Annotated in this window: 23 protein-coding genes; all 23 read right to left on the bottom strand. The window is 38.7% G+C overall.

The genetic code is table 11. From position 1 onward, the window contains the following. Positions 1 to 34: 34 nt before the first annotated feature. The 23 genes from lepB to fabD all read right to left on the bottom strand — a co-directional run bounded on the left by lepB (position 35) and on the right by fabD (position 25,598). The gene (lepB, locus tag RRV45_RS09265) at positions 35 to 586 is read right to left on the bottom strand and encodes a signal peptidase I (protein WP_315668523.1); all 552 of its coding nucleotides are present in this window, start codon (positions 584 to 586) and stop codon (positions 35 to 37) included. A gap of 200 nt (positions 587 to 786) precedes the next feature. After that, the gene (gene rplS, locus RRV45_RS09260; RefSeq protein WP_066289113.1) at positions 787 to 1,131 is read right to left on the bottom strand and encodes a 50S ribosomal protein L19; all 345 of its coding nucleotides are present in this window, start codon (positions 1,129 to 1,131) and stop codon (positions 787 to 789) included. Between the two features lie 141 nt (positions 1,132 to 1,272). After that, positions 1,273 to 2,013 carry a tRNA (guanosine(37)-N1)-methyltransferase TrmD gene (trmD, locus tag RRV45_RS09255; protein WP_315668522.1) on the bottom strand — a complete coding sequence of 247 codons (741 nt, stop codon included), beginning with the start codon at positions 2,011 to 2,013 and terminating at the stop codon, positions 1,273 to 1,275. Then, positions 2,010 to 2,528 (bottom strand): ribosome maturation factor RimM, encoded by a 519-nt coding sequence (rimM, locus tag RRV45_RS09250; protein ID WP_315668521.1) that lies wholly within the window; start codon positions 2,526 to 2,528, stop codon positions 2,010 to 2,012. The genes trmD and rimM overlap by 4 nt, the downstream gene beginning before the upstream one ends. Positions 2,529 to 2,540: 12 nt before the next feature. Next, positions 2,541 to 2,927, bottom strand: a complete 387-nt coding sequence (locus tag RRV45_RS09245) for a YlqD family protein (protein ID WP_315668520.1) — start codon at positions 2,925 to 2,927, stop codon at positions 2,541 to 2,543. Between the two features lie 173 nt (positions 2,928 to 3,100). Beyond that, positions 3,101 to 3,331: a KH domain-containing protein gene (locus RRV45_RS09240; RefSeq protein ID WP_315668519.1), complete on the bottom strand. Its 231-nt coding sequence runs from the start codon at positions 3,329 to 3,331 to the stop codon at positions 3,101 to 3,103. An 11-nt stretch (positions 3,332 to 3,342) separates the two neighbouring features. Continuing rightward, positions 3,343 to 3,615 (bottom strand): 30S ribosomal protein S16, encoded by a 273-nt coding sequence (gene rpsP / locus RRV45_RS09235; RefSeq protein WP_151534178.1) that lies wholly within the window; start codon positions 3,613 to 3,615, stop codon positions 3,343 to 3,345. Positions 3,616 to 3,723: 108 nt separating this feature from the next. Then, complete coding sequence (gene ffh, locus RRV45_RS09230) at positions 3,724 to 5,076, bottom strand: signal recognition particle protein (RefSeq protein WP_315668518.1); 1,353 nt, start codon at positions 5,074 to 5,076, stop codon at positions 3,724 to 3,726. Between the two features lie 11 nt (positions 5,077 to 5,087). Next, a complete protein-coding gene (locus RRV45_RS09225; RefSeq protein WP_315668517.1) occupies positions 5,088 to 5,420 on the bottom strand; it encodes a putative DNA-binding protein in 333 nt (110 codons plus the stop codon). Positions 5,421 to 5,557: 137 nt separating this feature from the next. Continuing rightward, positions 5,558 to 8,338 (bottom strand): VWA domain-containing protein, encoded by a 2,781-nt coding sequence (locus tag RRV45_RS09220; protein ID WP_315668516.1) that lies wholly within the window; start codon positions 8,336 to 8,338, stop codon positions 5,558 to 5,560. Beyond that, on the bottom strand, positions 8,322 to 10,088 hold the full coding sequence (locus RRV45_RS09215) for a vWA domain-containing protein (protein ID WP_315668515.1): 1,767 nt from the start codon (positions 10,086 to 10,088) through the stop codon (positions 8,322 to 8,324). The genes RRV45_RS09220 and RRV45_RS09215 overlap by 17 nt, the downstream gene beginning before the upstream one ends. Positions 10,089 to 10,097: 9 nt before the next feature. Continuing rightward, complete coding sequence (locus RRV45_RS09210; RefSeq protein ID WP_315668514.1) at positions 10,098 to 10,964, bottom strand: DUF58 domain-containing protein; 867 nt, start codon at positions 10,962 to 10,964, stop codon at positions 10,098 to 10,100. After that, positions 10,964 to 11,968: an AAA family ATPase gene (locus RRV45_RS09205; protein WP_315668513.1), complete on the bottom strand. Its 1,005-nt coding sequence runs from the start codon at positions 11,966 to 11,968 to the stop codon at positions 10,964 to 10,966. The genes RRV45_RS09210 and RRV45_RS09205 overlap by 1 nt, the downstream gene beginning before the upstream one ends. Positions 11,969 to 11,973: 5 nt before the next feature. Next, positions 11,974 to 13,545 (bottom strand): hypothetical protein, encoded by a 1,572-nt coding sequence (locus tag RRV45_RS09200; RefSeq protein ID WP_315668512.1) that lies wholly within the window; start codon positions 13,543 to 13,545, stop codon positions 11,974 to 11,976. 20 nt (positions 13,546 to 13,565) lie between these two features. Further along, complete coding sequence (locus RRV45_RS09195) at positions 13,566 to 14,411, bottom strand: ABC transporter permease (protein ID WP_315668511.1); 846 nt, start codon at positions 14,409 to 14,411, stop codon at positions 13,566 to 13,568. Beyond that, entirely contained in the window at positions 14,408 to 15,343 is a 936-nt protein-coding gene (locus RRV45_RS09190; RefSeq protein ID WP_315668510.1) for an ABC transporter ATP-binding protein, read from the bottom strand. Before RRV45_RS09190 ends, RRV45_RS09195 begins: the two co-directional genes overlap by 4 nt. Continuing rightward, the gene (locus tag RRV45_RS09185; RefSeq protein WP_315668509.1) at positions 15,340 to 17,724 is read right to left on the bottom strand and encodes a hypothetical protein; all 2,385 of its coding nucleotides are present in this window, start codon (positions 17,722 to 17,724) and stop codon (positions 15,340 to 15,342) included. The genes RRV45_RS09190 and RRV45_RS09185 overlap by 4 nt, the downstream gene beginning before the upstream one ends. Positions 17,725 to 17,888: 164 nt before the next feature. Continuing rightward, positions 17,889 to 18,878 carry a signal recognition particle-docking protein FtsY gene (gene ftsY / locus RRV45_RS09180; protein ID WP_315668508.1) on the bottom strand — a complete coding sequence of 330 codons (990 nt, stop codon included), beginning with the start codon at positions 18,876 to 18,878 and terminating at the stop codon, positions 17,889 to 17,891. A gap of 69 nt (positions 18,879 to 18,947) precedes the next feature. Continuing rightward, complete coding sequence (gene smc / locus RRV45_RS09175; RefSeq protein WP_315668507.1) at positions 18,948 to 22,514, bottom strand: chromosome segregation protein SMC; 3,567 nt, start codon at positions 22,512 to 22,514, stop codon at positions 18,948 to 18,950. Between the two features lie 47 nt (positions 22,515 to 22,561). Beyond that, the gene (gene rnc / locus RRV45_RS09170; RefSeq protein ID WP_315668506.1) at positions 22,562 to 23,305 is read right to left on the bottom strand and encodes a ribonuclease III; all 744 of its coding nucleotides are present in this window, start codon (positions 23,303 to 23,305) and stop codon (positions 22,562 to 22,564) included. A 266-nt stretch (positions 23,306 to 23,571) separates the two neighbouring features. Further along, the gene (locus tag RRV45_RS09165; protein ID WP_066289176.1) at positions 23,572 to 23,805 is read right to left on the bottom strand and encodes an acyl carrier protein; all 234 of its coding nucleotides are present in this window, start codon (positions 23,803 to 23,805) and stop codon (positions 23,572 to 23,574) included. Between the two features lie 105 nt (positions 23,806 to 23,910). Continuing rightward, on the bottom strand, positions 23,911 to 24,654 hold the full coding sequence (gene fabG, locus RRV45_RS09160) for a 3-oxoacyl-[acyl-carrier-protein] reductase (protein WP_315668505.1): 744 nt from the start codon (positions 24,652 to 24,654) through the stop codon (positions 23,911 to 23,913). Continuing rightward, positions 24,651 to 25,598, bottom strand: a complete 948-nt coding sequence (fabD, locus tag RRV45_RS09155) for an ACP S-malonyltransferase (RefSeq protein WP_315668504.1) — start codon at positions 25,596 to 25,598, stop codon at positions 24,651 to 24,653. The genes fabG and fabD overlap by 4 nt, the downstream gene beginning before the upstream one ends. Positions 25,599 to 25,611: the final 13 nt, after the last annotated feature.

Raw genomic sequence — 25,611 nt, 5'->3', positions numbered from 1 at the left:
ATACCTCTTTCAAAATTGAATTGCATCCCATTCATCATTTTACAATTCGAATGTCTTCGATTGGCCAATAAATAATGCCTGTATTTCCTAATACTTTCTCCATTGGCACTGTTCCGATATGACGGCTATCCTTGCTGTATCTGCGGTTATCTCCCATTACAAACAGATGCCCTTCTGGAACCGTTTCCTGGCCAATCTTTTCTTGAAGCGTAAACGGCTCTGTTAGTGGTCCGTCAATAATCTGTTGCTTATACTGATCTAAATAAGGTTCATCATAGGCTTTTCCGTTAACATAAAGGACATCATCCTTATATTCAATTCGATCTCCTGGCAGCCCGATTACTCTCTTTATGTAATCTTTATTTTCCGGTGCATGAAAAACAATAATATCAAAGCGCTCTGGCTTTCCAATCTTATAGCTGAATTTATTTACGATCATCCGATCTTGATCATGCAAGGTCGGCATCATTGATAATCCATCTACCACAATGGGAGCAAATAAAAAGTATCGAATAATTGCTGCTAATAGAACTGCAATCACTAAGGCTTTAGACCATTCCCATAATTCATTTTTCTTCTTCGTCATTATTTCCCCACCAATCTCAGTAAAAACCAATAGTATGTCCTATTAATTGAGGGCACTTTTGTACCCGCGTTTTTATTGTACAAAAATCCTAGTCAACATTCACACTTTGGACCTTATGTCATTATTATTTAACAATTATGTAATATTATAAGCTAAGAAAAAGGAGCTTGTAATTACAAGCTCCTTCCTTTTTTCTTAGATTATCGGATTTCTTTAATACGAGCTTTTTTACCACGTAGGTTACGTAGGTAGTAAAGTTTCGCACGGCGTACTTTACCGCGGCGAAGAACTTCAAGCTTCGCAATCTTTGGTGTGTGAACAGGGAATGTACGCTCAACGCCTACACCGTAAGAGATCTTACGAACTGTGAAAGTTTCGCTAATTCCACCACCACGACGCTTAATCACGACTCCTTCGTATACCTGAATACGCTCACGAGTTCCCTCAACAATACTTACGTGTACACGTACAGTATCACCAGGACGGAACGCAGGAACATCCGTACGAAGTTGTTCTTTTGTGATTTCTTCGATTAATTTATGCATCGTTTTCAACTCCTTCCAACAGACGCTCATGCACATCTTCTCTTCTAATTGCAGCGGAACATCTTTATAGGACAAAAAACTGAAATAGTCCAGCCTAAGTCACAAAGAGTATTTTATCATACTTAACATTCAACTTCAATGCTAATTCTGTTCATTTTTTATTTCTTCCAGCCATTTTATTTGCACATCGTTCAAATGAACATGTTCCAATAAATCTGGCCTGCGGGTGAAAGTTCTTCTTAATGATTCCTTCGTTCTCCATTCATCAATTAAGCGATGATTCCCGGAAATAAGAATATCCGGAACTTTCATTCCTCTGAAATCAGCAGGCCGGGTATAATGAGGATGCTCGAGAAGGCCCGTACTAAAAGAATCCTTGCGGTGGGATTCTTCGTTTCCAAGAACACCAGGAAGGAGCCTGACTACACTGTCAATGACAACCATAGCTCCGAGTTCCCCGCCTGTCAGCACAAAATCACCGATGGATATTTCATCCGTCACTATATGCTCTCGAATCCTCTCATCATACCCTTCATAATGGCCGCAAACGAAAATAAGATGATCTAACTCGGCAAGTTCTTCTGCCTTCTTCTGCGTATATCTTTCCCCTTGTGGACAGAGCAGGATGACTCTTGGATCAGATTTGCCTTTCTCACGCAAATCTGCCACAGCATCAAAGATGGGCTGTGGCTTTAAAACCATCCCTGCACCGCCGCCATAAGGATAATCATCAACGGTTTGATGCTTATTATCAGCATATTCCCTAAAGTTAACGACATTATACTCAACCGCCTTGTTTTCTGCTGCTTTTTTTAAAATAGAATGGCCAAAGACTCCATTAAACATTTCGGGGAAAAGTGTTAGAACATCGATTTTCATCATGATAGCAGCCCTTCAATTGGATCAATAATAACCATCTTCTCTTTCACATTTACCTCTTTGACAACCGCTTCAATATAGGGAATTAGAATTTCTTTGCCGCCCTCCCCCTTTATTACCCATACATCATTTGCCCCAGGCGAGAGAATTTCACTGATTTTCCCAATTTCCTCACCGTCTACCGTAGTTACAATACAGCCAATAATTTCATGATAATAAAATTCATCTTCATCTAAAACACCAAGCTGGCTCTCAGGAACCTTCAAGATCCCGCCTTTCATGTTCTCAACTTGATTAATATTATCGTAGCCATCAAAGATAACTAAATCAAAATTTTTATGTGTTCGATGCGATTTTACGGTTAATTCAAGAGGGCTTTTAGATTGAGGCATAAATAAAAATAATCGATTTCCAGACTTATATCTTTCTTCTGCAAAATCAGTCTTAGAAATGATTCTCACTTCTCCTCTAATACCGTGGGTGTTCACTACTTTTCCAACATTAAACCATTTTTCCAATTTCTTTCACCTCTAACGTATGTCCTCAACGATTCCGTCTTTAATAATGATTGTTCCTCCACTCTGAATATCTTCCCAGCGATCTCCAATCTCAATATCAATAATGGCATTGATCTCTTTTTCTTTAAGCTCGCTTCCTAGTGGTAGTATATGTAATTGTTCTATTTGAAAATCGAGCAGTTTAATCTTTTCTTTACGCATTTGAATTTCTTTCTCAAATTGTTTCTTTAAATTAGCTGCATGAAACTTTTTAGACTTTTCTTGTTTTTTCATCTCGAATCGGAGCTGATCACATTCTTTTTGGAGCTGCAGCTTATTTGAGTGATATTTATTTAATAGTTCACTTTTACTATTTTCGGTAAGAACTTGTTTGACCACGACAGATTGAATGATTTTCATCTATATTGCCTCCTAAGGCTTTAATCGTGCATTAGTTCTGAATAAGTGACTGAAGAGTCATGTGATTGGCAAAAAGGAGGGGACCTTAAGGGACCCCTCCTTTTTGCTGATAAGATTGACATGAAACCTGTCAATCCTTTCATATGTTTCAGTTATAGCGCTTAAGAGAAGCATTATTCACTGATTTCTAGAAAAACCTTTTTCTGCTGTGATGATCCTGCTGCATAAACAACAGTCCGTATTGCTTTCGCAACGCGCCCTTGCTTCCCAATTACTTTCCCCATGTCATTCTTGTTGACAGAAAGCTGATAGGTTACGCGGTTGTCTTCTTCAAGTACACTCACATGCACTTCGTCCGGAAAATCAACAAGGGGCTTAACAATCGTTTCGATAAGCTCTTTCATCTTATTAGAAATTACTTGCCGTTTTTAGCGTTATGGAATTTCTCCATAATGCCTTGTTTAGAGAATAAGTTACGAACTGTGTCAGAAGGTTTTGCACCAGTTTGTAGCCATTTAAGAGCAAGCTCTTCATTAATATCAACGATAGCTGGCTCAGCTACTGGATTGTAAGTTCCTACTGTTTCAATGAAACGTCCATCACGTGGTGAACGAGAATCAGCTACAACGATACGATAGAAAGGAGTTTTCTTTGCTCCCATACGTTTTAAACGAATTTTTACTGCCATAATTTAAAGCACCTCCGAATAGTTTCACACAAGATAGTATAATATCAGATTGTTAAATAGTTTGTAAAGGGTTTTTTCTTTACAGCTTAAGAAAATGTTTCATTTTAATTAAAACGGATTGAATGGAAACTTAAATCCGCCCTTTTTCTTCCCTTTTTGCTGCATTCCTGACATTTGCTTCATCATTTTCTTCATATCTTCAAATTGCTTCAGCAAACGGTTGACTTCAGGCACAGTTGTACCGCTTCCCTTGGCAATTCGCTTACGGCGGCTTGCATTAATCGTTTCTGGATGAATTTTCTCATCCTTTGTCATCGATCTAATAATAGCTTCGACCTGTGAAATTTGCTTATCATCCACCTGTAGCTTGTCTAAGCCTTTTATTTTGTTGGCGCCTGGAAGCATTTTCAACAGTTCATCCAATGGCCCCATACTGCGAACCTGGCTTAACTGCTCTAAAAAGTCATCAAAAGTTAAAGAAGCTGTACGCATTTTTTGCTGCATTTCTTTTGCTTTTTCTTCATCAACGTTTGCCTGAGCTTTTTCAATGAGAGTAAGAACATCTCCCATGCCTAAAATTCTTGATGCCATTCTTTCAGGATGGAATGGCTCAAGTGCATCCATTTTTTCACCTAAACCGACAAATTTAATAGGAGTATCCGTGACGGAGCGAATAGATAGAGCAGCCCCTCCACGAGTATCGCCATCAAGCTTTGTTAGCACGACACCAGTTAATCCAAGCAGCTCATTAAAGCTTTGAGCCACATTTACTGCGTCTTGACCTGTCATTGCATCAACGACAAGGAAGATTTCATCTGGGTTAGATAGCTCTTTAATTTGCTTTAGCTCATCCATCAAGGCTTCATCAACATGTAATCGTCCCGCTGTATCAATCAGGACATAATCATGATGATCTTCCTTTGCCTTCGCAATTGCTTGTTTAGCTATTTCAACAGGGCTAACCTTGTCACCTAAGGAAAAAACCGGCAAACTTAGCTGTTTTCCCAGCGTTTCCAGCTGTTTAATCGCAGCAGGGCGATAAATATCAGCAGCCACTAGCAATGGGCTTCGGTTGTATTTCTTTCGAAGCAGGTTAGCAAGCTTTCCAGAAGTAGTTGTTTTACCCGCCCCTTGTAAACCAACCATCATAATGACAGTTGGAGGACGGCCCGCAACAGCAATCTTGCTCTGCTCTCCACCCATTAATTGAGTCAACTCTTCTTTGACGACTTTAACTACCTGCTGCCCTGGTGTTAAGCTCTTTAGCACTTCCTGGCCAACAGCCCGTTCACTTACCTTTTTGACAAACTCTTTGACGACCTTAAAGTTAACGTCTGCTTCTAATAATGCAAGACGAACATCTCGCATCATTTCTTTTACATCCGCTTCATTTACTTTCCCCTTGCCGCGGATCTTCTGGATTGTATTCTGCAGTCGGTCGGCTAATCCTTCAAATGCCATGTTGCCGCCTCCTAATCTAATTTCTCAAGCTCAGCAATCATTGAATCCATTACCTTTTGAATCTCGGGATTTCCTTTAAGAATGTCCTTCATGCGGGCAATCAACTTACTTCGCTCTTGAAATTTTTGAAATAATAACAGCTTTTCTTCATACTCTTCAAGCATTGCTTCGGTACGTTTAATATTGTCGTATACTGCTTGACGACTGACATCATACTCTTCTGCAATCTCTCCAAGTGAAAAATCATCCAGGTAATAAAGGGACATATAGCTTCGCTGCTTAGGAGTCAACAACGATTGATAAAAATCATAGAGATAATTCATTCTCGTTGTCTTTTCTAACATCCCTACTCCCCCTTGTTAAGTGAAAAGCCTTTACAAAGATAGTTTACATAGGACATTTGAATATGTCAAGAAATTATCTTTACATTCCAAAATAGTCAAGCAGTGGCATGAAAAAATCGGCTTAATTGCTAATCCTTTTAATTCTTCCGTTTTTTTGCTTCAAGCAGTCTTTTCATTCTATCAGCACGTTCTTCTGCTGACACACCAGCCTCTTTTTGTACCATCTTCGTCCTAACTTGTGTCATTTTGTTATTTGTTTGAGGGTTCCTAACCGTATCTTCTCTAATCTTTAATTCTTTATGATCAATAGGTTCCTCTCTATTAATAGTAATCTGTTTCGTGTTTTTTTTACTATCTAAGATGCTTCCCCGTTTTTCCAATCTCGTTTTCCTCTTGTGACTGATTGTTGTAACTATCCCGAATCGGCGGATTGCAATCTCGATAAAGAATAGTAAAAAGGCACCTAGAATTAGCCATTGACTTATTGGCTGCTGCTCATGTTTTTTCGAAAGTAGAGGCCTAAAAGTTTCTTTTTCGGTCAATAATGCTTTTCCTCCGGTCTTTTTGGCCAATTCATTAAGCTGGGCTTCATTTGGACCATTGATTAAATACTCATCTGAATATGGGACAGTGAATCCCGTTTGATAAGTATGAATTGATCCGTCTCTATTTGTTTGCTTGACACTTATAAAAAACATGCCTGATGAATTTGGCATAGAAAGCTCATATTTGCCTGGTGCCACAAGCTTCGTATTCGTGTTAAGGATCTCCCCGCTCTCCGAGACGAGAGAAGCTTCAATTGGTAAAGACTGGTTTGCTGCTGATTCTAAAGTTAGAATTGGATTCCCATCTTCCTTTGAGTATTGAATTCGGTAAGGCTCGCTCTCATACTGAGGAAGCGTCTTTGTCACAAGCTGATTAATAAATATCGGCCACGTTTCCCATCGAGCCCAATCCCCTGACCATTTTCCTGAAAAATCAGATGTAAAGGCAATCGTGTGCCCCATACCATATTGCCATTCTGCAAGAATCGGATCTTCCTTTACACTCAAAACAGGCACCTGTGCACGGCTCTTTGGTGTTGTCGCAATGTATGCGTTCATTTTCGGAACCCCATCTTTGAATAGTGTTGACCAGTCAGGGTAAGGCTGAATACTAGGAAAAAAAGGATTGTCCTCAATATAAGTTCTCGTTGCCATTACCGTTTCACGCGAGAGAATGCTTGGTATCACCGAAGAATCTGTCACATCATAAAATCGGCCTGATCCCATATTGGCTAAATCCTCTAGCAGACCTCGGTCAGCATCGCTTCCTAACGCAACTGTTGACAGAGTAATATTTTTTTCCTTTCCTCTCTCAATTAATCCCTCATAGTCTCCGCCGGGTGCTTGACCATCCGTCAATAGGATAATATGCTTTCGCTGCAGCTTTAGGTCTTCTAACTCCTGAAATGCGAGCTCCAAAGAAGAATAAATTTCCGTTCCTCCGCCTGGTGTAACCGACCGGATTTGATCAGCCGCTTTTTCCTTATCCTTTAAAGGCTTTGTTTCCACAATAACCCACGGACGATCATCAAAAGCAATAAACCCAAGTGTATCCTCTTCCCGCAATAATTCAACAGATCTTGCCGCAGCTTCTTTAGCCAACTCGAGCTTTGATCCTGCCATACTTCCAGATCGATCCATCACAATCATCAGTCCTAGAGAAGGCATCTCTTGTTTCCCTTTAAGATCCATATCTACAGGCAAAAGCTTTTCAATTGGAGTTTTAAAATATCCTCCCAAACCGAAGCTTTCTTCTCCTCCTGCCATCACGAAGCCAGTACCAAATTCCTTTACCGCTTTCTCAATCATATTCATCTGTCTCTCTGTAATGACAGTTGCCGGTACATTATTGAAAATGATAGATTGGTACTGAAGATAGCTTGATAGTGAGGTTGGGAGCATTTCCGGCGAAATAGTCTCAACCTCTAAATCGGAATTACCCAAAATTGCTCCTAAATTGCCTCCCTCTTTGCCTTGAACTATAAGAATCTTTGGTGTCCCTTTAACGTTCGCAACAGAATGCATCATATTATTTTCTATAAAAGTATCATTTTCGGCAGCAATCTCACCCTTATATACTGTAAGCCCCGATGTATCAGCTTTGTGAGTAAAAGTATAGACATTCTTTCCTTCCTTCACATGAACGATCTCTTTGAGAATTTCTTGATTATTCACTGAGAGCCGAATGACGGCATTTTTATCAGCATTGCTATCAATTATAAAGGAAACGAGTGCCTCCTCACCTTTATACAGTGATGGAGGAACATTTATCTCAGATAATGACATATCTTCCCCAACATGATTTTTCAACAGGACATAATCAAGTTCAATATTGCGATTTTTAAGAAGATTAGCAGCCTCCCCGCTGTTCCCTATAGTTTCATTTCCATCCGATAGCAGTACAATTCTGCCGCTAGAGTTATGGGGAATTAATGAGGCTGCAAAATGTAATCCTGCTTCCATATTTGTTTCACCATCATGGATCTCGGTATTAAATTGCGAGAGCGGATTTTTCTTGATTCCTGTATTTTGTTCAAGTGAAACATTTTCACCAAAAGTGACTACAGCGAAAGAATCATCCGTTTGTTTGTGCATGACACTCTTCTCGATCCATTCAAGAAGCTGCTGATGGGATTGGCTGACACTTGCAGAACGGTCAGCTAGAAAAACAACTGTTTCGCCCTTTGCTGGAAGCAATATTTGCGGAACCGTCAAGGCAAAAATTAATAAAGCAAATATGACCAGCCTAATACTTGCTATCCAGTAGGCTTCCATAGAATAAATTTGCTTCCTCTGTCTTAAGAATAGAAAAACTGTCAAAACTGCCGGAATTAACAGCAAAAATAGAATGGGATATTTAAATTCTATGCCCACGCCTGTATACCTCCCATTCTAAAACAATAAAACCAAAAGCTAACAAGGCAAGCCAAAACCACAGCTTATCATTCGGATTTCCTCTTTTTCCGTTTTCTTGAGCTTTCTGCTCATTGAAATGAAATGCTGCTTCCACTTTTGGATGTTTCTCCCTCTCATCAAGCAGGACGGAAAAGTGATAGATTTTATCTCCTGCCACAGCTTGATAGGTGCCTGGTTCAATAGGAGCTTTAAAGCTCTCCTGTGTTAAATCTAAAGAATATAAATTCTTATCTTCATTATTAAAAATTTCGATTCTGTGATTTCCTTGACCTATGTTCAGCCATTTTTCCTCACCTGGGCCAAAGTAACCTAGAAAGTCAGTCTGTTTGGAAAGCCAATCATAAGCATTATATAAAAAAATAGGAAAGCTTGGCTGAAGGGGCCAATCAGAATCAGCTAATGAAAAGTTTACAATAATGATGGGGTGGCCATTTACTTGTCCCTTTTGGATTAAAGGAAGAGTGCCGCTCCTTAAAATCGTTTCCCAATCACCTTCCAATTCCTCCGACACAGATTCAATATATATCTTTCCATAATCTACGTATTGTAGCAGCCGATCATCGTTCCCTGCCAATGGATCAGACAACCTTATTTTGTCATTGTTTGTATTAAAAAAAATCGACGGTTGTTCGAGTAATTTTGGAAACTCAGTGCCTTCGGTCAAAAGGATTCCTTGTACAAAATCAGCACTACCTGTACTTGTTTGCAGCAGCTCGGCTCCAATTGTTTGGAAACCTTTTATTGCAAACGAATTTACCTCTCCTACCGTATACACCTTAGGATTGCTTTCTGTATAAATCGAGGTCAAATAATTATCGGCTGCATATCCATCATGACTGAAGATCATTGCTTCGTAATAAGGTTTTTCAGGAAGGGAAGGAATCTGTACAACATATCGCTGCTCCCCTTCAATAGTAACCTGCTGTTCGAAAAGCTCAGATCCTTCACTTTTTATTCTAAAATCAATTTCAATTTTTTCAGGTGTTTGATTTTCAATTAAAGCAACACCGGTAATATGTCCATCAACAGGCGCAACCCCAAAAGAAATGAGTGAGGCATTGTTGACGTCTTCACCGACATTATGAACGACAACATATTGATCTTTCATGGCTTCTTCAACATTTGATTCTATAACTCCATCTGAAAAAATATGTATGGACGTATCCTTTTCAGTAGATAGCGAGGCTGCTAGGTTCATTGCTTTATCCATCTGCTCATGCTCATAGCTAAGCTGCAAGCTATTGACTAGCTTTTTAATTACTGCAACTTCCCTTTCATGGCTTAAAAGGATTTCCGGCTTTTTCCCCGCTTTTATCAAAGTGACCTCCTGGCCTTCAAGCTTTTCTACTAAATTAAGCATTTCCTGCTTTGCAATTTCAAAGCGGCTGCTATTTTCAAATTTAGCTGACATAGTGGCTGAAGAATCAATAATCATTATGATGTGTTCACCCTTTATTACATTTTCAAACCAAAATGGACGAACAAGAGAAAACATTAATAATAAAAGGGCTAATAGCTGGAGCCAAAATAAAAGGTTTTGCTGCAGCTTCTTAAGCCAGGGAGATGCTTGCCATTCATTTAACACTTGTTCCCAGAGAAAATTAGAGGAAACAGATTTCTCCACATATTGCTTCCGGAAAAAATAAAATAATATGACCGCAGCTATAAAAATACTTAATAGGAAAAACCACGGATTTAAAAATTGCATAGCTTCACCTCAGTTGATTAACCCTTTCCCGGAAAAATCATGAAATAGTATTGATTGAATATCCCGGTTATCACTTGCCAGTAAATACTGCCCACCAAATTTTCGGCATATAGCTTTTAAATTCCGATTATGCTCTAGTATTCGTTTTTCGTATTCCGCTAGTATGGACGGACTCATGCTGACATTCACGATTGAATCTGTTTCAACATCAATTAATTTCATGTCTCCTGAAAACTGAGGAGATATTTCTTCAGCACTGAGTACTTGTATAAACCAGACTTCTTGCTTATAGGCTGCTAGTTTTTTTAGTAAATTTTCAATTTCATTTAAAGGCTCTAAACCGTCCGTAATAATGATTGAAAGCTGCTGCTTCTTTACAATTGATTGATTCAAGTTTTTAATAAAATCTCCGGTTCTTTCAGCTTCATCCAGCTGGAGTATTTCTAAAAACGTCCTCCTGCTATAGACTGCCCCCTTTCTCTTAACAGGTTGGACACCCATAGATGAAACTGAAGTGAAAAACAGTCTGTCTTCACTATTTAACACAATAAAACTTAGTGCTGCTCCTATATACTTGGCTAATTCCCACTTTTTATTTATTTTCCTCATTGAAGAGGTTGCATCAAGATAGATGGCAATGGACAGTTCCTGTTCGTCTAGATATCTTTTAATATAATGCTTTTGTGTTCTTCCATAGACATTCCAATCAATTTGCCGTACATCGTCACCAGGCTGATATGCTCTAAAATCCGAAAATTCTAACGAGGAACCGAACTTACTAGATTGCCTTGTGCCTTTATGGAAACCTCTCTTTTTCGTCTTAACCATTAATCTCTTTTTCTGCAATTTACTAATTAGTGCATGCTGATTGTTCATTATCCTCTTGCTCCCTGTCCAAGATTATCTAATAAATGTTCGATAATCTTATCAGCCGTCATGCCATTTGCCTCCCCTTCGAAGTTTAAAATGAGGCGGTGTCTTAATACCGGCTTAGCGACATGCTTGATATCACCTATAGAAACATGATATCTTCCTAAGCTAATTGCTCTTGCTTTAGCCAGGCTAATTAAGCTTTGTAGACCACGCGGACCGCTTCCATACTGAACGAATTGCTTTACTAATTCTGGTGCTTCCTCAGATTCGGGATGTGTAGCTGAAATCATATTTACAGCATAATCAATAATATCTTCTGAAACTAATACCTCTTTAGTCAGCTGCTGAAGTACGATAACATCCTGTACTTTAGCCATTTTTTCTAATTGGACCGTTTCCGTTCCTGTCGTTCGCAAAACAATTTCTTTAAGCTCCTCTTTAGACGGATAATGAACATGCACTTTACAAATAAAACGATCAGTTTGAGCCTCTGGCAAAGGGTAAGTCCCTTCCATATCAATTGGATTTTGCGTTGCCAAAACGAAAAACGGGTTTTCCATTCGTTTTGTTTCACCCATAATAGTAACTGTTTTCTCTCCCATTGCCTCAAGTAAGGCACTCTGTGTTTTTGGAGTAGCTCTGTTTATTTCATCTGCCAAAATAATATTTGCAAATAATGGTCCTTTATGAAAAACAAAATTCTGTCTTCCTGCTTCATCTGGCTGAAGAAGCATCGTTCCTGTAATATCAGATGGCATAATATCTGGCGTAAATTGGATACGGGAGAATTTCAGATCCAAACATTCAGAAATTGTTTTGATCAGCATTGTTTTTCCTAATCCTGGCAGCCCCTCTAATAGCACATGCCCACCCGCCAATATACTCCATAATACTTGATCTATTACCTCATTCTGGCCGACAATAAATGATTGGATTTCATCTTTGACTTTTGAGATAGTTTCGGCCGCAAAGGTGAATTGCTGTTCCTTTTCTGTTGTTGAAGTCATCTTTGTCACTCCTTGTTCGGATCGATATTTGTAAAATAATTTTTAACGATTTCCTCTAAATCCGCTGGCAGCTTGTAGCGGTCCGTACTTTGCCGATATGCTTTTTCATATGTTTCAAAAACCTCATCATATGGTTTAATAGACCCTTTTAAGACTGGCCCCGAACCTTCTGTTTGCTGGGCAGGGCTGCCTTCCCCAAGTCCTCCAGTATCCCTTTCGACATTTGTCTGACCTTCTAACTGACCAGGGATTGTAAGGAGCTCCCGAGAACCTTGCCCTTTTCCTGCTCCTAAACCACCAGCGCCTGACCCATTTCCGGAACCTGCCCCACTGCCGCTACCCGAGCCAGAGCCGCTTCCATTTCCAGAGCCAGCGCCTGAACCGTTTCCTGCACCATTCCCTGAACTATTTCCGCCAGACGATCCTTGTGGGTTTTGACCAGACTGCTGTCCATTGCTGCTTTGTCCGCTTGGCTGCCCCCCCGAAGGATTAGCTCCATTACTAGATTGACCGGGAGGGGAGAAGGCAAACTGACCGGGAGGAATCCCGTTTGATGCCATTTGATTTTGCATCGCTAATCCCGCTTTTTGCAAAGCCTGCTGTGCAGCAGCAAGCTGAGCTAGAAATTCCTCAGAATTTAGTACACTTTCAATCTGTTCCATTAATTTAGCTAGCTCCTCTTCATTAAGCTGGCTATCATTCTCGGCCAATTGATTAAAGGCCTTCTTCTGTTCATCTGTAAGGCCATTCCATTTTTCATTTAACTTAGCCAATTCCTTCTCGATGGCTTCTAAGTTTTTTTCATTTAGGACCTTTTCTAAATCCGACAATCCGTTATTTTTTAATTCATTCTTCCAGTTTTCAATTGTCATTTGTTTTTCTTTTTCTTTCAGAGCCTTTAATTCTAATTCCTTCTTTTGTTTGGCCAGCTCTTTTAAAGCTTCCTCAGCAGATTTCTTTTCTCCCATTTTGTCTACTGCTTCCTGTAGAGTTTTTTTCACTTCTGGATCTTTTTCCTTTTTGATTTCTTCCCTTAGTTTTTTTTCAGCCTCTGTTACAAGCTTGATTTCCTTCTCCTTCTGCTTTGCCAGATTAATGTTTTCATTCGGAGAAACAAATAGAAATATAGCTGCTGCTGTGAATACGAGACTTAAAAACAGCCAATTAGGATAAAAATATTGTTTTTTTCTCTTATAAACCTTTTCACTTGTGCTCTTCATCTGCTTAACCGCATCAGAGAGCTGAATGGCAGCCATGATTCCCTCAGTTTTTAAGAAGCTATAAGCTGTTAAAACCCGATCATCTGGAACAAAGTGATTATAAATAATAACAGCTTCATGTAACTTTGGCCGTTTTCTCCATATACGAATGATAAAAATGATAAACAGCGCAAGTATAAAAGAAAGGAAGTAATAATTAACAAAAGGAATGACAATAAATCTTGCCAGCACTAGAAGTAAAAGGGACAAAGCTCCTGCAAATACAAGCAGAAGCTGAACCTCCTTTATAATTAACTGAACGAGCAGCTGTTTCTGTATTGGCCTTAACAGGTTTTTAAATTGTTTGCGATCCTCCATTGGTTTCATTCCTTATCTATTCATCCCTTTTTCATATTAGGACGCAGTTTTTTAATACTAATGAAGACAGCACCGATAATGATGACTGTATACGATATTAAATAAGCGATCCACAATGGAAATTTAATCCCTGTTGTATTCGTAATTTCCCTTGAGAATTCAGGCTCAAAAGTACTTAGGAGAATGATTGGCGGATTTAGCATCGCCGCAAAATAAGCTAAAGGGCTTGTTGATGGTGTTCCCGTGTATCCGTAACGATTGGCGAATTGCATGAATACAATCGCCAAAAATGCAGTTCCGCCTGCTAAAAATAAAGTAACTCCATAAGCGGACACCATCGACACAATCGTTTTCCTAATAAGTGTTGATAATAGGACACCGACACTGCCAAAAGCAAGCATCGTGAAAATATAAAATGAAATGGTCGTTAACACCTGACCAGGGGATATCCCCCCGAAAAGAAAGACAAAGCTGTATAGAGGCAGACCTGCAATGATTAATAAAAGCAAGTAAGAAATGGAGGATATCAGCTTGCTTAGGATAATGCTGGCCGAGCTTTGTGTCGTTGTCAGCATTATATTCAATGTCTGTCGTTCACGCTCACTGCTAATGACACCTGCTGTAAGTCCAGGAGTAATAAATAGAACTAATGCGAGCTGAAGAAAAGATAGCATGATAAATATCGTCCTGCTTTGATCTGGCTTGAAAAAGCCCTGTGAGTTTGAGAGTGATTCGATAAATACAAATCCGACAATGATTATTCCAAGCGCAAGCAGATAAAAGAGAATGCCAAGAAAGCTTTTGAAAGATCGAAAACGAAGCTTAAATTCCTTATTCAGAACAGGGTTTATAACAAAATTCTTCATGACAGCTCTACTCCCCTAGTAATTTCCATAAATACATCTTCAAGATCCGTCTCAATTTCTGAAAAGCTTGTGATTGCGATGTTGTTTATGATCGCCTTTTTCAGTAATTCCATTTGCTCAAGATCAGAGCCCTTATAAATAAATTGCAGGGAGTTTTCCTCCTCTCCTTTATGTAATTTTGACACATTAGGATCATCTTCAAAGAAGGCTGCCGCTTTATCGAAATCTTTGAATGTCTTAACAATAATCAATTTCTCTCCTTTTAACTTGGCTTGAATGTCTGAAACTGACCCTTCGGCAACAAGCTGACCTTGATCAATAATTCCGATCGTATCGCACATTTCAGCTAGCTCTGGCAGAATATGCGAAGAAATTAATATCGTTTTCCCCATGCTCTTTAATTCCTTTAATATTTCCCGCATTTCTACACGCGCTCTTGGATCCAGTCCAGAGGCAGGTTCATCAAGTATCAGCACCTCTGGATCATGGATTAAGCTTCTAGCCAGACATAAACGCTGCTTCATCCCTCTCGACAGTACGTCTACATAGGAATCCTGCTTATGAGATAAATTGACAAGATCCAGCAATTGAGGAATAAGCTTTTCTCTTTCTTGTAAAGGAATCCCATAGCTCGCTCCATAGAAATGTAAATATTCTATTGTTTTTAGCTGATCATATACTCCAAAGAAATCTGGCATATACCCAAGCTGTCTTCTTACCATTTTCGGTTCCTTTTGGACGTTAAATCCATTTATATAGGCCGTTCCTGAAGTCGGAGCAAGCAAAGTAGCTAATATCGAAAAGGTAGTTGACTTTCCAGCGCCATTCTGCCCGACAAATCCAAAGACAGATCCCTTCTCAATTTGCAGATTAAGTGAATTAAGCGCTGTAAAATTTCCGTATCGTTTTGTGAGGTCGATAATTTCAATCACGGTGTCACATCCCCTTTAATAGTGATCGCCGGTAATTGAACATGTGGATCACCTTTTGCATTTTTTACAAGCATTATTTTTATTTCGCCTTCCTTGGATACATATTGCTGAATGTTGGTTTCATTATTAAGAGTAAGACTTCGTTTATCCGCTTCAATCGGAAGCCATTCACCAGACTCATAATTGAAAACGGAATACTGAATTAATTGGCTATTCATCTTAATAGTCATTTCATTCAGATTTATGGCCTTGTCAACTAATTGTTTTGGAAGCTGAACGAAATATTCATACTCGCCATCATCTATGGCCATCTCCCGTATAGACCCATTTATCATTTTTTCAAAAATATGTCCTTTAAGTACGTTAAGATGGGAACTAAGCATTTCATTATTAATCGTTACAGCCCCAGAGAGTTCATGTTCAGCATGAAAAGATTCTATAACAAGATTCGTATTATCTTGTTTTTCTTTTTTACCGAGCATATTTACATCTAATACAGCATCTTTCGTAAATCCCCCAATAACAGGTTCATTTTCGGTCCCATTAATTAAAATAAAGTTCGAGGCAACATATTGTAATCTTTCTTTTCTCATTATGTTTATATCTGTATTCTGATAGGAATAGCCAGGCCCTCCAGCACCAGTTGGCTTTGATAGAAAGGCCTGTTTCATTTGTTTGTCAACCTGCTTTGACTCACCCTTCTTCAATGGACCTAAGCCAATCTTCTCATTTCCTGACCAGATAAAAATTTCCTCGAAATCATATTCGAAACCGTTGTGAATTGTTCCTGTCAAATGGCTGTTATTAAGTTTAAGATATGCAGTAAAGCTGCCATCAGTTTTCGTGCTCGCCTTCCCATATAGTGTTTTAGAGGACCAATATCCTACTTCAGGGAAGACAATATCAGTTGTCCTTCGTTTTTCCTCATAAACCGCGCTCCTCGCAGCATCATAGCCATTCATATTCTGTGTACTTGTTACAGCTTTAAAATCCTTTGGGATTGAAAGGGTGTATTCTCCGCTTTTATTCGATAATAGAGTTGTTGCTTGTAATCCCGTTAATTGATTGTCCGATACTCTGTAAACGCCCATTTGATTAAGCTGCGGCTTTGCAATCCGATCTTTTGCGCCTATTCCAAAAACAGCGGCAGCCATTAATAGAGCTAGGGAAGGTATAATCCACCATGAATGCTCCCGTTTATCCATTTTCCTCAAAACAAAATATAATAGGGGCACAATGACGATGATATATCCACCCAATAAAGCAATAAGCTGAACGATTGAAAAATGGCTGGCAGGGAAAAACTCATTTGCCTCCACAAATTCCCAATATAGGGAGCCATAAAAATCTGGGCCATATCTGCCTGATAACATATTCGATTTTTCAGCCTCATTCAAAAACTTTGCAAACCAAGTACTATAGCCCTTCCAAGATGCTAAAGGTTCATCACCGAGAGAAAACCCAGTTTGTAAAATTGCTCCATCCCCAACTTTAGTTTTTACTGTTATTGGTATTGAATCACTCTTATCAATGATGTCGGCAGTTTTATCTACTGATCCAGTAAAAATATTTAATTCTTGAAAATCTGGATTTTTTTCTTGGTCGACTAGCTTTAGGAAATTAGTAGAAACCTTCGTTTCACTGTCCATCTTCATCGGAAGTAATGAATAAATATCACCATAAGACCCGCTTCCATTAGGAGAAGCCCCTGCAATTAGAACCCCTCCCCCTGCAATCCATTCCTTAATGGCCGTTTGCTGCTCTTTGTCTAATTGTGACAGAGGATATTCATCAATAAGCAAGAAATCAAGCATCTCAAGGCCTAATGCTTGCTTTGGCAGTTGTTCCTTTTTAAGCTCAATCATCTCCATTTGTGTAAAGGGAAGAATTCTTAATTCCTTTAATCGATCATAGTTCTCACTTAACACTCCAATTACATTTTCATTCATATCTATATATTTGGGTTTAATCATATCATCACCATTAAATTTAATAGATTTCCCTTTTTTCCATTCCCCTTTGTACAATTGAATGGTAGGAAAATTTTGATAGGATGATGGGTGATCATCAGTTAATCCCGGAAGTGTAGCTTGATAGGTTTTCGTGCTATTTGCAGGTAAATCTACGTTAATGGAAAGAACTCCGCCTGTATTCCATGAAGGATTAAAATTTATAAGTAAGTCTCCAGTAAATGCTTCTCCCTTATTTTCAAGTTTAATGGATAGCGGGAATCCCTTTCCCATTTTTGCCTTCCCGCTTAAACCCTCATCAATGGTAATTGTAATATTTTCAGCTTCCGCTTTTACAGTTGGCAGAAAAAAGCACATGGTCAAGAAAAAACTTACAAAAAGACCAAGGACTAATTTAATACTTTTGTGCATCTAGATCTCCCCCAGCAATGAATTTCCATATTAATAGACGAAAAATAATGATGAAAGTTTTCAGTCTTTTAAAAAAAGCTAAATATAATGAAACGCAGTGCAGAAATTTATTTTAAAAAAACAGCCGGATCCTAAGTTCCGGCTGTTTTTTTGTTTATTTTTAATTATTCAGCTTCTTGTTCAACTAACTCTGCAAAAAGCCCATAAACATACTGTTCTGCATTAAATTCCTGAAGGTCATCCATTTTTTCTCCAAGACCAACAAATTTAACAGGGATGTCCAGTTCATTTCTAATAGCAAGGACGATTCCGCCTTTTGCTGTTCCATCAAGCTTAGTTAGCACAATACCGCTAACATCTGTTGCTTCCTTAAAGGTTTTTGCTTGAATCAATGCATTTTGGCCAGTCGTGGCATCAAGTACTAGAAGGACCTCATGCGGAGCGCCAGGAACTTCTCGTTCAATAACCCGCTTGACCTTTTCAAGCTCCTTCATCAAGTTTACTTTGTTTTGAAGCCTTCCCGCTGTATCACAAATTAATATATCAGCATGTCGGGATTTTGCCGCTTGGATCGCATCAAACATAACTGCCGCAGGATCTGAGCCTTCAGCTTGCTTTATGACTTCAACACCGACTCTATCTCCCCAAACCTCAAGCTGCTCAATTGCTCCTGCTCTAAAAGTATCCCCTGCTGCTAATATCACCTTTTTACCTTCATTTTTGAATTTATGTGCAAGCTTGCCAATGGTTGTAGTTTTCCCAACTCCATTAACACCGACAAAAAGGATAACGGTTAACGAATCAGATTGGATATTAAGCTCAGAAGAGGACTTTCCGCCTGCTTCATAAATTTCAACTAGTTTCTCAGAGATCACACTTTGAACATCTTTCGGATCTTGAATATTTTTTCTTTTCACTTCTAATTTTAACTCTTCAACAAGCTCCATTACGGTATCGAAGCCAACATCCGCTTGAATGAGGATTTCCTCTAGCTCCTCAAAGAAATCCTCATCGACTTTGCGATATCTTGCAACAAGATCATTTACTTTATTTGAAAAATTGTCTCTTGTTTTTGCTAATCCATCTTTAAACTTTTCTGTCACACTATCAGTTTGTTTTGTTATTTTTTCTTTTAACTTTTTGAAAAAACTCATTAAGGTTCACTTCCTTTAATTTGGAATTGTATGTACTTGGAGCCAACCTTAAAAGGCCAGCTTCCAAAATTATTGAGTTATTAATTCCTTCGTCTCTTCTAAGCGAACAGACACTAATTTCGAGACTCCTGATTCTTGCATTGTCACACCATACAATACGTCAGCTTCCTCCATTGTTCCCTTACGATGGGTGATAACAATAAATTGCGTTTCAGAGCTGAATCTCTTTAAATACTGACTAAAGCGGAATACGTTTGCCTCGTCAAGTGCTGCCTCAACCTCATCAAGAATACAGAACGGAACAGGTCGCACCTTTAATATCGAAAAAAGCAGTGCTATCGCTGTTAGTGCTCTTTCCCCACCTGATAATAATCCTAGGTTTTGCAGTTTTTTTCCAGGTGGCTGTGCAACAATTTCGACACCGGTATTTAATAAATCATCTGGATCTGTAAGCTTTAAATCTGCTCTGCCCCCGCCAAATAATGATTGAAAAACTGATTCGAAATGAAAACGAATGCCCTCAAAGGTTTGCTGGAACCGTTTTTTCATTTCAATATCCATTTCATCAATAACCTGGAACAACGTATCTTTAGCCGCTTGTAAATCATTTTTTTGCTCTAGCAGGAATTCATACCGTTCTGATACCCGTTCATATTCCTCAATCGCACCTAGATTTACTGTTCCCAGCTCTTCAATGGCCAATTTAATTAGTTTTACTTTTTTTCTGGCTTCATTAACATCAATCGTTAAAGGATATTCTACTTTAGCCCCTTCAAAGGACAACAAATACTCTTCTCTTAAATGAGTCAATCGGGTTTCAAGCTCAACATCTAAACGATTAAGCCTTACTTCCTCGTCCTTAAGTGCTTCGACCATTCCTTTATGAAGCCTTTTTAGCTCTTTTGTTTCAAGCTCTAAATCTTCCAGAGCTGTTTGAAGCCCCATTCGTTCTTCTCTTCTTGAGGAAATTAAGTTAAGTGTTTCCGTTTTGTCTTGAAGCTTCCTTTTGGCAGCTTCTTCTAACTGCTGTTCTCCAGAGAAGCTATTTACCATTTCCGAGGAAAGGAGTTCAAGGTCCTCTTTACAAATGATTAATTTCTCGTTTATTTCTGCAAGCTCTTCCAATATGGCTTCATATTTATCTTTAGCATGATTATATTGTTCACTTTTTGATGCATAGCTGACTTTTAGCTCATTTATTTCAGATAAAAGCGTCTCTTTTGAAGTTTTTTGCATGTTTTTCTGATCTGTCAGCATAAGAATCTTTTCGTCATAAGAAGTTATTTGGGACTGATAAGCTTCAAGTAATGAATGTAAATCAGCTTTTCTATTCAACAATTTCGTCTTATCTTCCATAAATTGTGCTTTATCCATATCATAAAGGGACAATCTTTCATTTATACTTTTCTCCTCAAATTCTAATTCTCGAAGATCGCCTTTTATTGACTGTTCCTTTAATCTTAGCTCTTCCCCTAATTTTCTATGACCATCGATCCTTGCTTCAAGCTTTTGGATATCCGCTTTAAGAAGCTTAACCTGTGATTCCAATCCTGCCGTCTTTGATTCCATATCCGTAATTCTTACCTTTAATTCTTCAAGTTCGCCTTTTCTGCTTAAAATGGATGACGTTTTTTGTTTTAGGGCACCGCCTGTCATTGAGCCCCCTGGATTGACAATATCGCCATCCAGAGTCACGAGCCTTACTCTGTATTGCAGGAGCTTAGCCATTTCATTCGCACCTTTTAACTCCTTTGCAATGACGACATTACCAAGTAAATTTTCCATTGATTCTTTATATTTAGGATCGAATTGAATTAATTTTGCAGCTTCTCCAACAAAGGAAGGATGCTGCTGTATTAATTGCAGCTGACTAAAGCTTAAGCTCTTGCCTTTCATGACATTTAAAGGTAAGAAGGTTGCACGTCCAAAGGAGTTTTGCTTTAAATATTGAATCGCCCTTCGGCCGTCCTGTTCTGTTTCTACAATAATATGCTGCATAGCCCCACCTAAGGCTGTTTCAATTGCAGTTTCAATTTCCTTAGGAACTTGAATGAGTTCAGCAACAGCTCCCTCGATTCCTGAAAGCTTTCCGCCACGGCCCTTTAATACTTCTTTCACACCCTGAAAGAAGCCAGAATAATCATCTTCCATTTCTTCAAGCATCTCTTGTCTCGATTTAGCCTTTTGAAGATATTGATAGGCTTGATAAAGGGTCTTTTCCTGCTTCTGATAATTATCCTTGCTTATTTCGAGCTTTCTTTGCTCATCTCTAAATAGCTTTACTCCATCATCTAATTCTTTTTGTGCAGAAAGAAGCTGAGCTTCAATCTTGTTTTTCTTTTCAAGAATATTTTTTCGACTTTGGATAAAATTTTCATTATCCTGCTCAAGCTTACTGTTTCTCATGTCCAGCTGATTTAGCTGCTGTTCAATATTTTGCAGCTCATTTTTGGCAGCAGCCTGTTTACTTAAAATTTCGATATAATCACTTTTTAATGATTCAATCTTATCTTCCGTATTTTCATTAAATAGTTTTAATTGCTCATGTTTTTGTTTTAATTCATTTTGCAGATTGCTAGCTTCTTTTTCTAATTGCTTTTTACTGGAATATTGCTTTTCCTTTTGACTTATTAGCTCCAGTTCTTTTGCTGCGTATTCCTCAAGATTTTTTTGAAGCTGCTCCTTGTTCTGGGAAGCGTTTTTCTTTCTTTCCTTAAGCACTTCTTTTCTGCCTTCTAGCTTTTCAAGTTCTTCACTTGCATGAAGCAATACATTTTGCAAATCACTGATTGACTCATCAAGAGCCAAAGCTTGGTCTCTTAATTGTTCGATTTTCGCTTCTTTACTATGGAGATTGGCCGAATGCTTCATTTCGTTTTCTTTATGCAACCCAAGGTCTTGAGATAATTTCTCCCATTTTGCATGTAAATCCTCAATTTCATATACTGTTAGCGCCACTTCTATTTTTTCAAGCTCGTCCTTTTGCTCTAAATAATCCTTAGCAATGGAGGCTTGAATCTTTAAAGGCTCCACCTGACTTTCAAGCTCATACACAATATCATTGACCCGATTTAAATTATCTTGAGTCTCAGTCAGCTTTCCTTCTGCTTTCTTTTTCCTGCTTTTGTATTTAAGTACACCCGCTGCTTCTTCAAAAATTGTTCTGCGCTCTTCAGCCTTGCTATTAAGAATTTCCTCTACTCTTCCTTGGCTAATAATAGAAAATGCTTCTCTTCCTAAACCTGAATCCATAAATAAATCGACAATGTCCTTAAGTCTGCAGGATTGCTTATTTATTAAAAATTCACTTTCACCTGATCTGTACACACGGCGTGTAACACTGACTTCATTATAATCAATCGGCAAGGATTGATCCTCATTATCTAATGTTAGCGTAACCTCTGCAAAGTTAAGCGATTTTCTGGAATCACTGCCGGAAAAAATGATATCCTCCATTTTGGCGCCTCTAAGAGATTTAGCTGATTGTTCACCTAACACCCAACGGATTGCATCCGTAATGTTGCTTTTTCCGCTTCCATTCGGACCTACAACAGCAGTAACACCTGGAACAAAATCAACCATGATTCTCTCAGCAAACGATTTAAAGCCAACTACATCTAACCGTTTTAAAAACAACTGCTGCTCCCCCTAATCTAAATGTTTCTTATCTATGCTGTCTTATACTAGTTCAGCTTATTTCTTAGGACCTCAAGAGCCATCTGTGCTGCATGTTGTTCGGCTTCCTTTTTGGAGCGGCCTGTGCCTGTCCCTAATTCCATTCCGTTCATTGATACCCTAGAAACAAATTCTCGATTATGCGCGGGACCTTTTTCCTGCAATATTTTATACTCAATAAGACCTTGACCATCACGCTGAATCAATTCTTGCAGCTGGCTTTTATAATCCATAACATGAGCAAATTTACCTGAATTGACTTTTGGAAAAACAATTTTTTCGAGGAAAAAGACAACTGTATCTAAGCCTTTATCTAAATATAAAGCACCAATAAATGACTCGAAAACGTCTGCTAGCAACGCTGGTCTTTCCCTACCACCGGTCATTTCTTCCCCCTTGCCTAATAGAACAAGCTCTCCAAAGGATAGTTCATGTGCAAATGCTACAAGAGAAGGTTCGCAAACTATAGCTGCCCTTAATTTAGTTAATTCGCCTTCACTCATCAATGGGTATTTTAAAAACAGAAACTGAGAAACCGTTAACTCAAGTACCGCATCACCTAAGAACTCAAGCCGCTCATTATCTTCATTTGGTTTTCTGCGGTGCTCATTTACATACGATGAATGTGTAAAGGCCTGTTTTAAAAGCTTTTCATTTTGAAAATCAATACCGATTTTTTTTTGAAATTCCTTAAAACGTTTATCTATAGATCGAAATGACCTTTTATCCTTGTCTTTTCCAATATTGTGCATAATTAATTGATTCACCTTTATAAGTAAATTGACGAAATATAACATTAACGATACTAATTAAGAGTTTACTGAAAAATAATGAAATATGCAAAAAAGCATAAGAAAGCCCCGTTAATGAACGGAGCTTTAGAGGACAAACGTATTTTCTGTCCGTAACCACCTAATTGAATGTCAAGTAATAATGGACAAAAAATACGACAAAAATGATATACAGTGAGGGTAGATACCCTCACTGAAAAAGTATTTCTTACTTGTTAACTGATGATTTATTGCTTTGCACTTATGTAATTTACAGCGTCACCGACTGTAGCAATTTTTTCAGCGTCATCATCAGAGATTTCCATATCAAACTCATCTTCTAATTCCATTACTAATTCAACTACATCAAGGGAATCAGCGCCAAGATCATCTTTGAAAGAAGCTTCTAATTTTACTTCAGACTCTTCAACACCTAGACGGTCAACGATAATCTTTGTTACTCTTTCTAATACTTCTGCCATGCTTGTTCACCTCCCCTCAAGATATTATAGAGTATTTTAAGGAAATAATAAATGTACTTTATAATTATTTTAAAGGTTTTCCTTTTTTTCTCTCGTTGCCATGGATTACATAACCATTCCGCCATCAACATGGAGTGTCTGGCCTGTCATGTAGCGGCTATCTTCTGATGCGAGGAAAACAACAACATTAGCAATATCTGAAGGCTCACCAAACCGAGCTAACGGAATTTGCTTTAACATCGCTTCCTTTACTTCTTCTTGAAGCTTATCCGTCATGTCTGTTGTAATAAATCCAGGTGCGACAGCATTAACGGTTATTCCACGAGAGGCGAGTTCCTTAGCGGATGTTTTTGTCAATCCGATTACACCAGATTTAGCAGCAACATAGTTTGCTTGTCCAGGATTTCCACTGACTCCGACTATCGATGAAATATTAATAATTCGCCCGCTTCTTTGCTTCATCATTTGTCTAGTCACTGCTTTCGTACATAAGAAGACACCTTTAAGATTAATATTGATTACATCATCCCACTCGTCTTCCTTCATTCTCATCAAAAGATTATCCTTCGTAATGCCAGCATTATTAACGAGAATATCAAGTTTGCCAAAAGCGTCAATTGTTTCCTTTACCATATTCGCAACCGATTCACTATTGGAAACATCACATTGAATCGCAATCGCGCTTCGGCCCATTTCCTTAATTTCAGCAACTACCCCATTGGCTCTTTCTTCACTGCCAGAGTAATTAACTGCAATATCTGCACCTTGTCTAGCTAATTCTAAAGCAATTTCTCGGCCAATTCCGCGGGAAGCCCCGGTTACTAGAGCTATTTTTCCTTCAAGCTTCATTGTATTTCCTCCTTTAAGGAATCGATCACTGCTGTACATGTCTCTTGATCCGAAACGGCAAAAATCCGAACACTTTTATCGATTTTCTTTACGAGACCAGACAGAACCTTTCCTGGACCAATTTCAATAAATGTATCTACCCCTAAGGAAATCATCTTTTGTACGGAATCTTCCCATAGGACAGGTGAATAAAGCTGCTCAATTAATTTTTCTTTAATTTCTTCTGCCGAAATGATTTCATCTGCTGTAACATTTGCAATAACTGGAATTTCTGCATTCTTAACTTCAATTTCATCTAGTATTCCTTTAAACTTCTCTGCCGCAGGCTTCATTAATTCGGAGTGGAAAGGCCCGCTAACTACGAGGGGCATGACACGTTTTGCGCCTGCTTCTTTAGCCCTGACCGATGCAATTTCAACGCCTTTTCTCGATCCAGAAATAACAATTTGTCCAGGACAGTTCAAATTCGCAAGCTGCACTGAATCACCTTCTTCAGTAACCTTTTCAGTTACTGTCCGAAGGGTGTCTCGGTCTAAGCCTAAAACTGCGGCCATTGTACCTTCTCCATTAGGAACTGCTTCTTCCATATATTCGCCTCTTTTTCGAACTGCGTACACCCCGTCCTCAAAAGAAATTGCTCCTGCAGCTACAAGTGCAGTATACTCACCAAGACTGTGGCCGGCAACAAAATCCGGTTTGATTCCAAATTGTTTAAAATACTCAAGGACAGCAATACTTGTCGTAAGTAACGCAGGCTGCGCATTTGTTGTTAAAGTCAGCTCCTCCTGCGGTCCATCAAAAATCAGATTTGAAAGAGAGAAGTTTAATTTTTCATCTGCTATATCAAAGTAAGATTTTACTGTTTGATCAGCATCGGCTAGAGTTTTTCCCATACCAACAGTCTGTGATCCTTGGCCTGGAAATAGAAATGCAATTTTCCCCATTTAGACACCCCTA

This window comes from Bacillus sp. DTU_2020_1000418_1_SI_GHA_SEK_038, assembly GCF_032341175.1.
GTDB lineage: Bacteria > Bacillota > Bacilli > Bacillales > Cytobacillaceae > Cytobacillus.
Note: the sequence above shows the minus strand (reverse complement) of the source record. Positions and strands in the feature narration are given on the sequence as shown.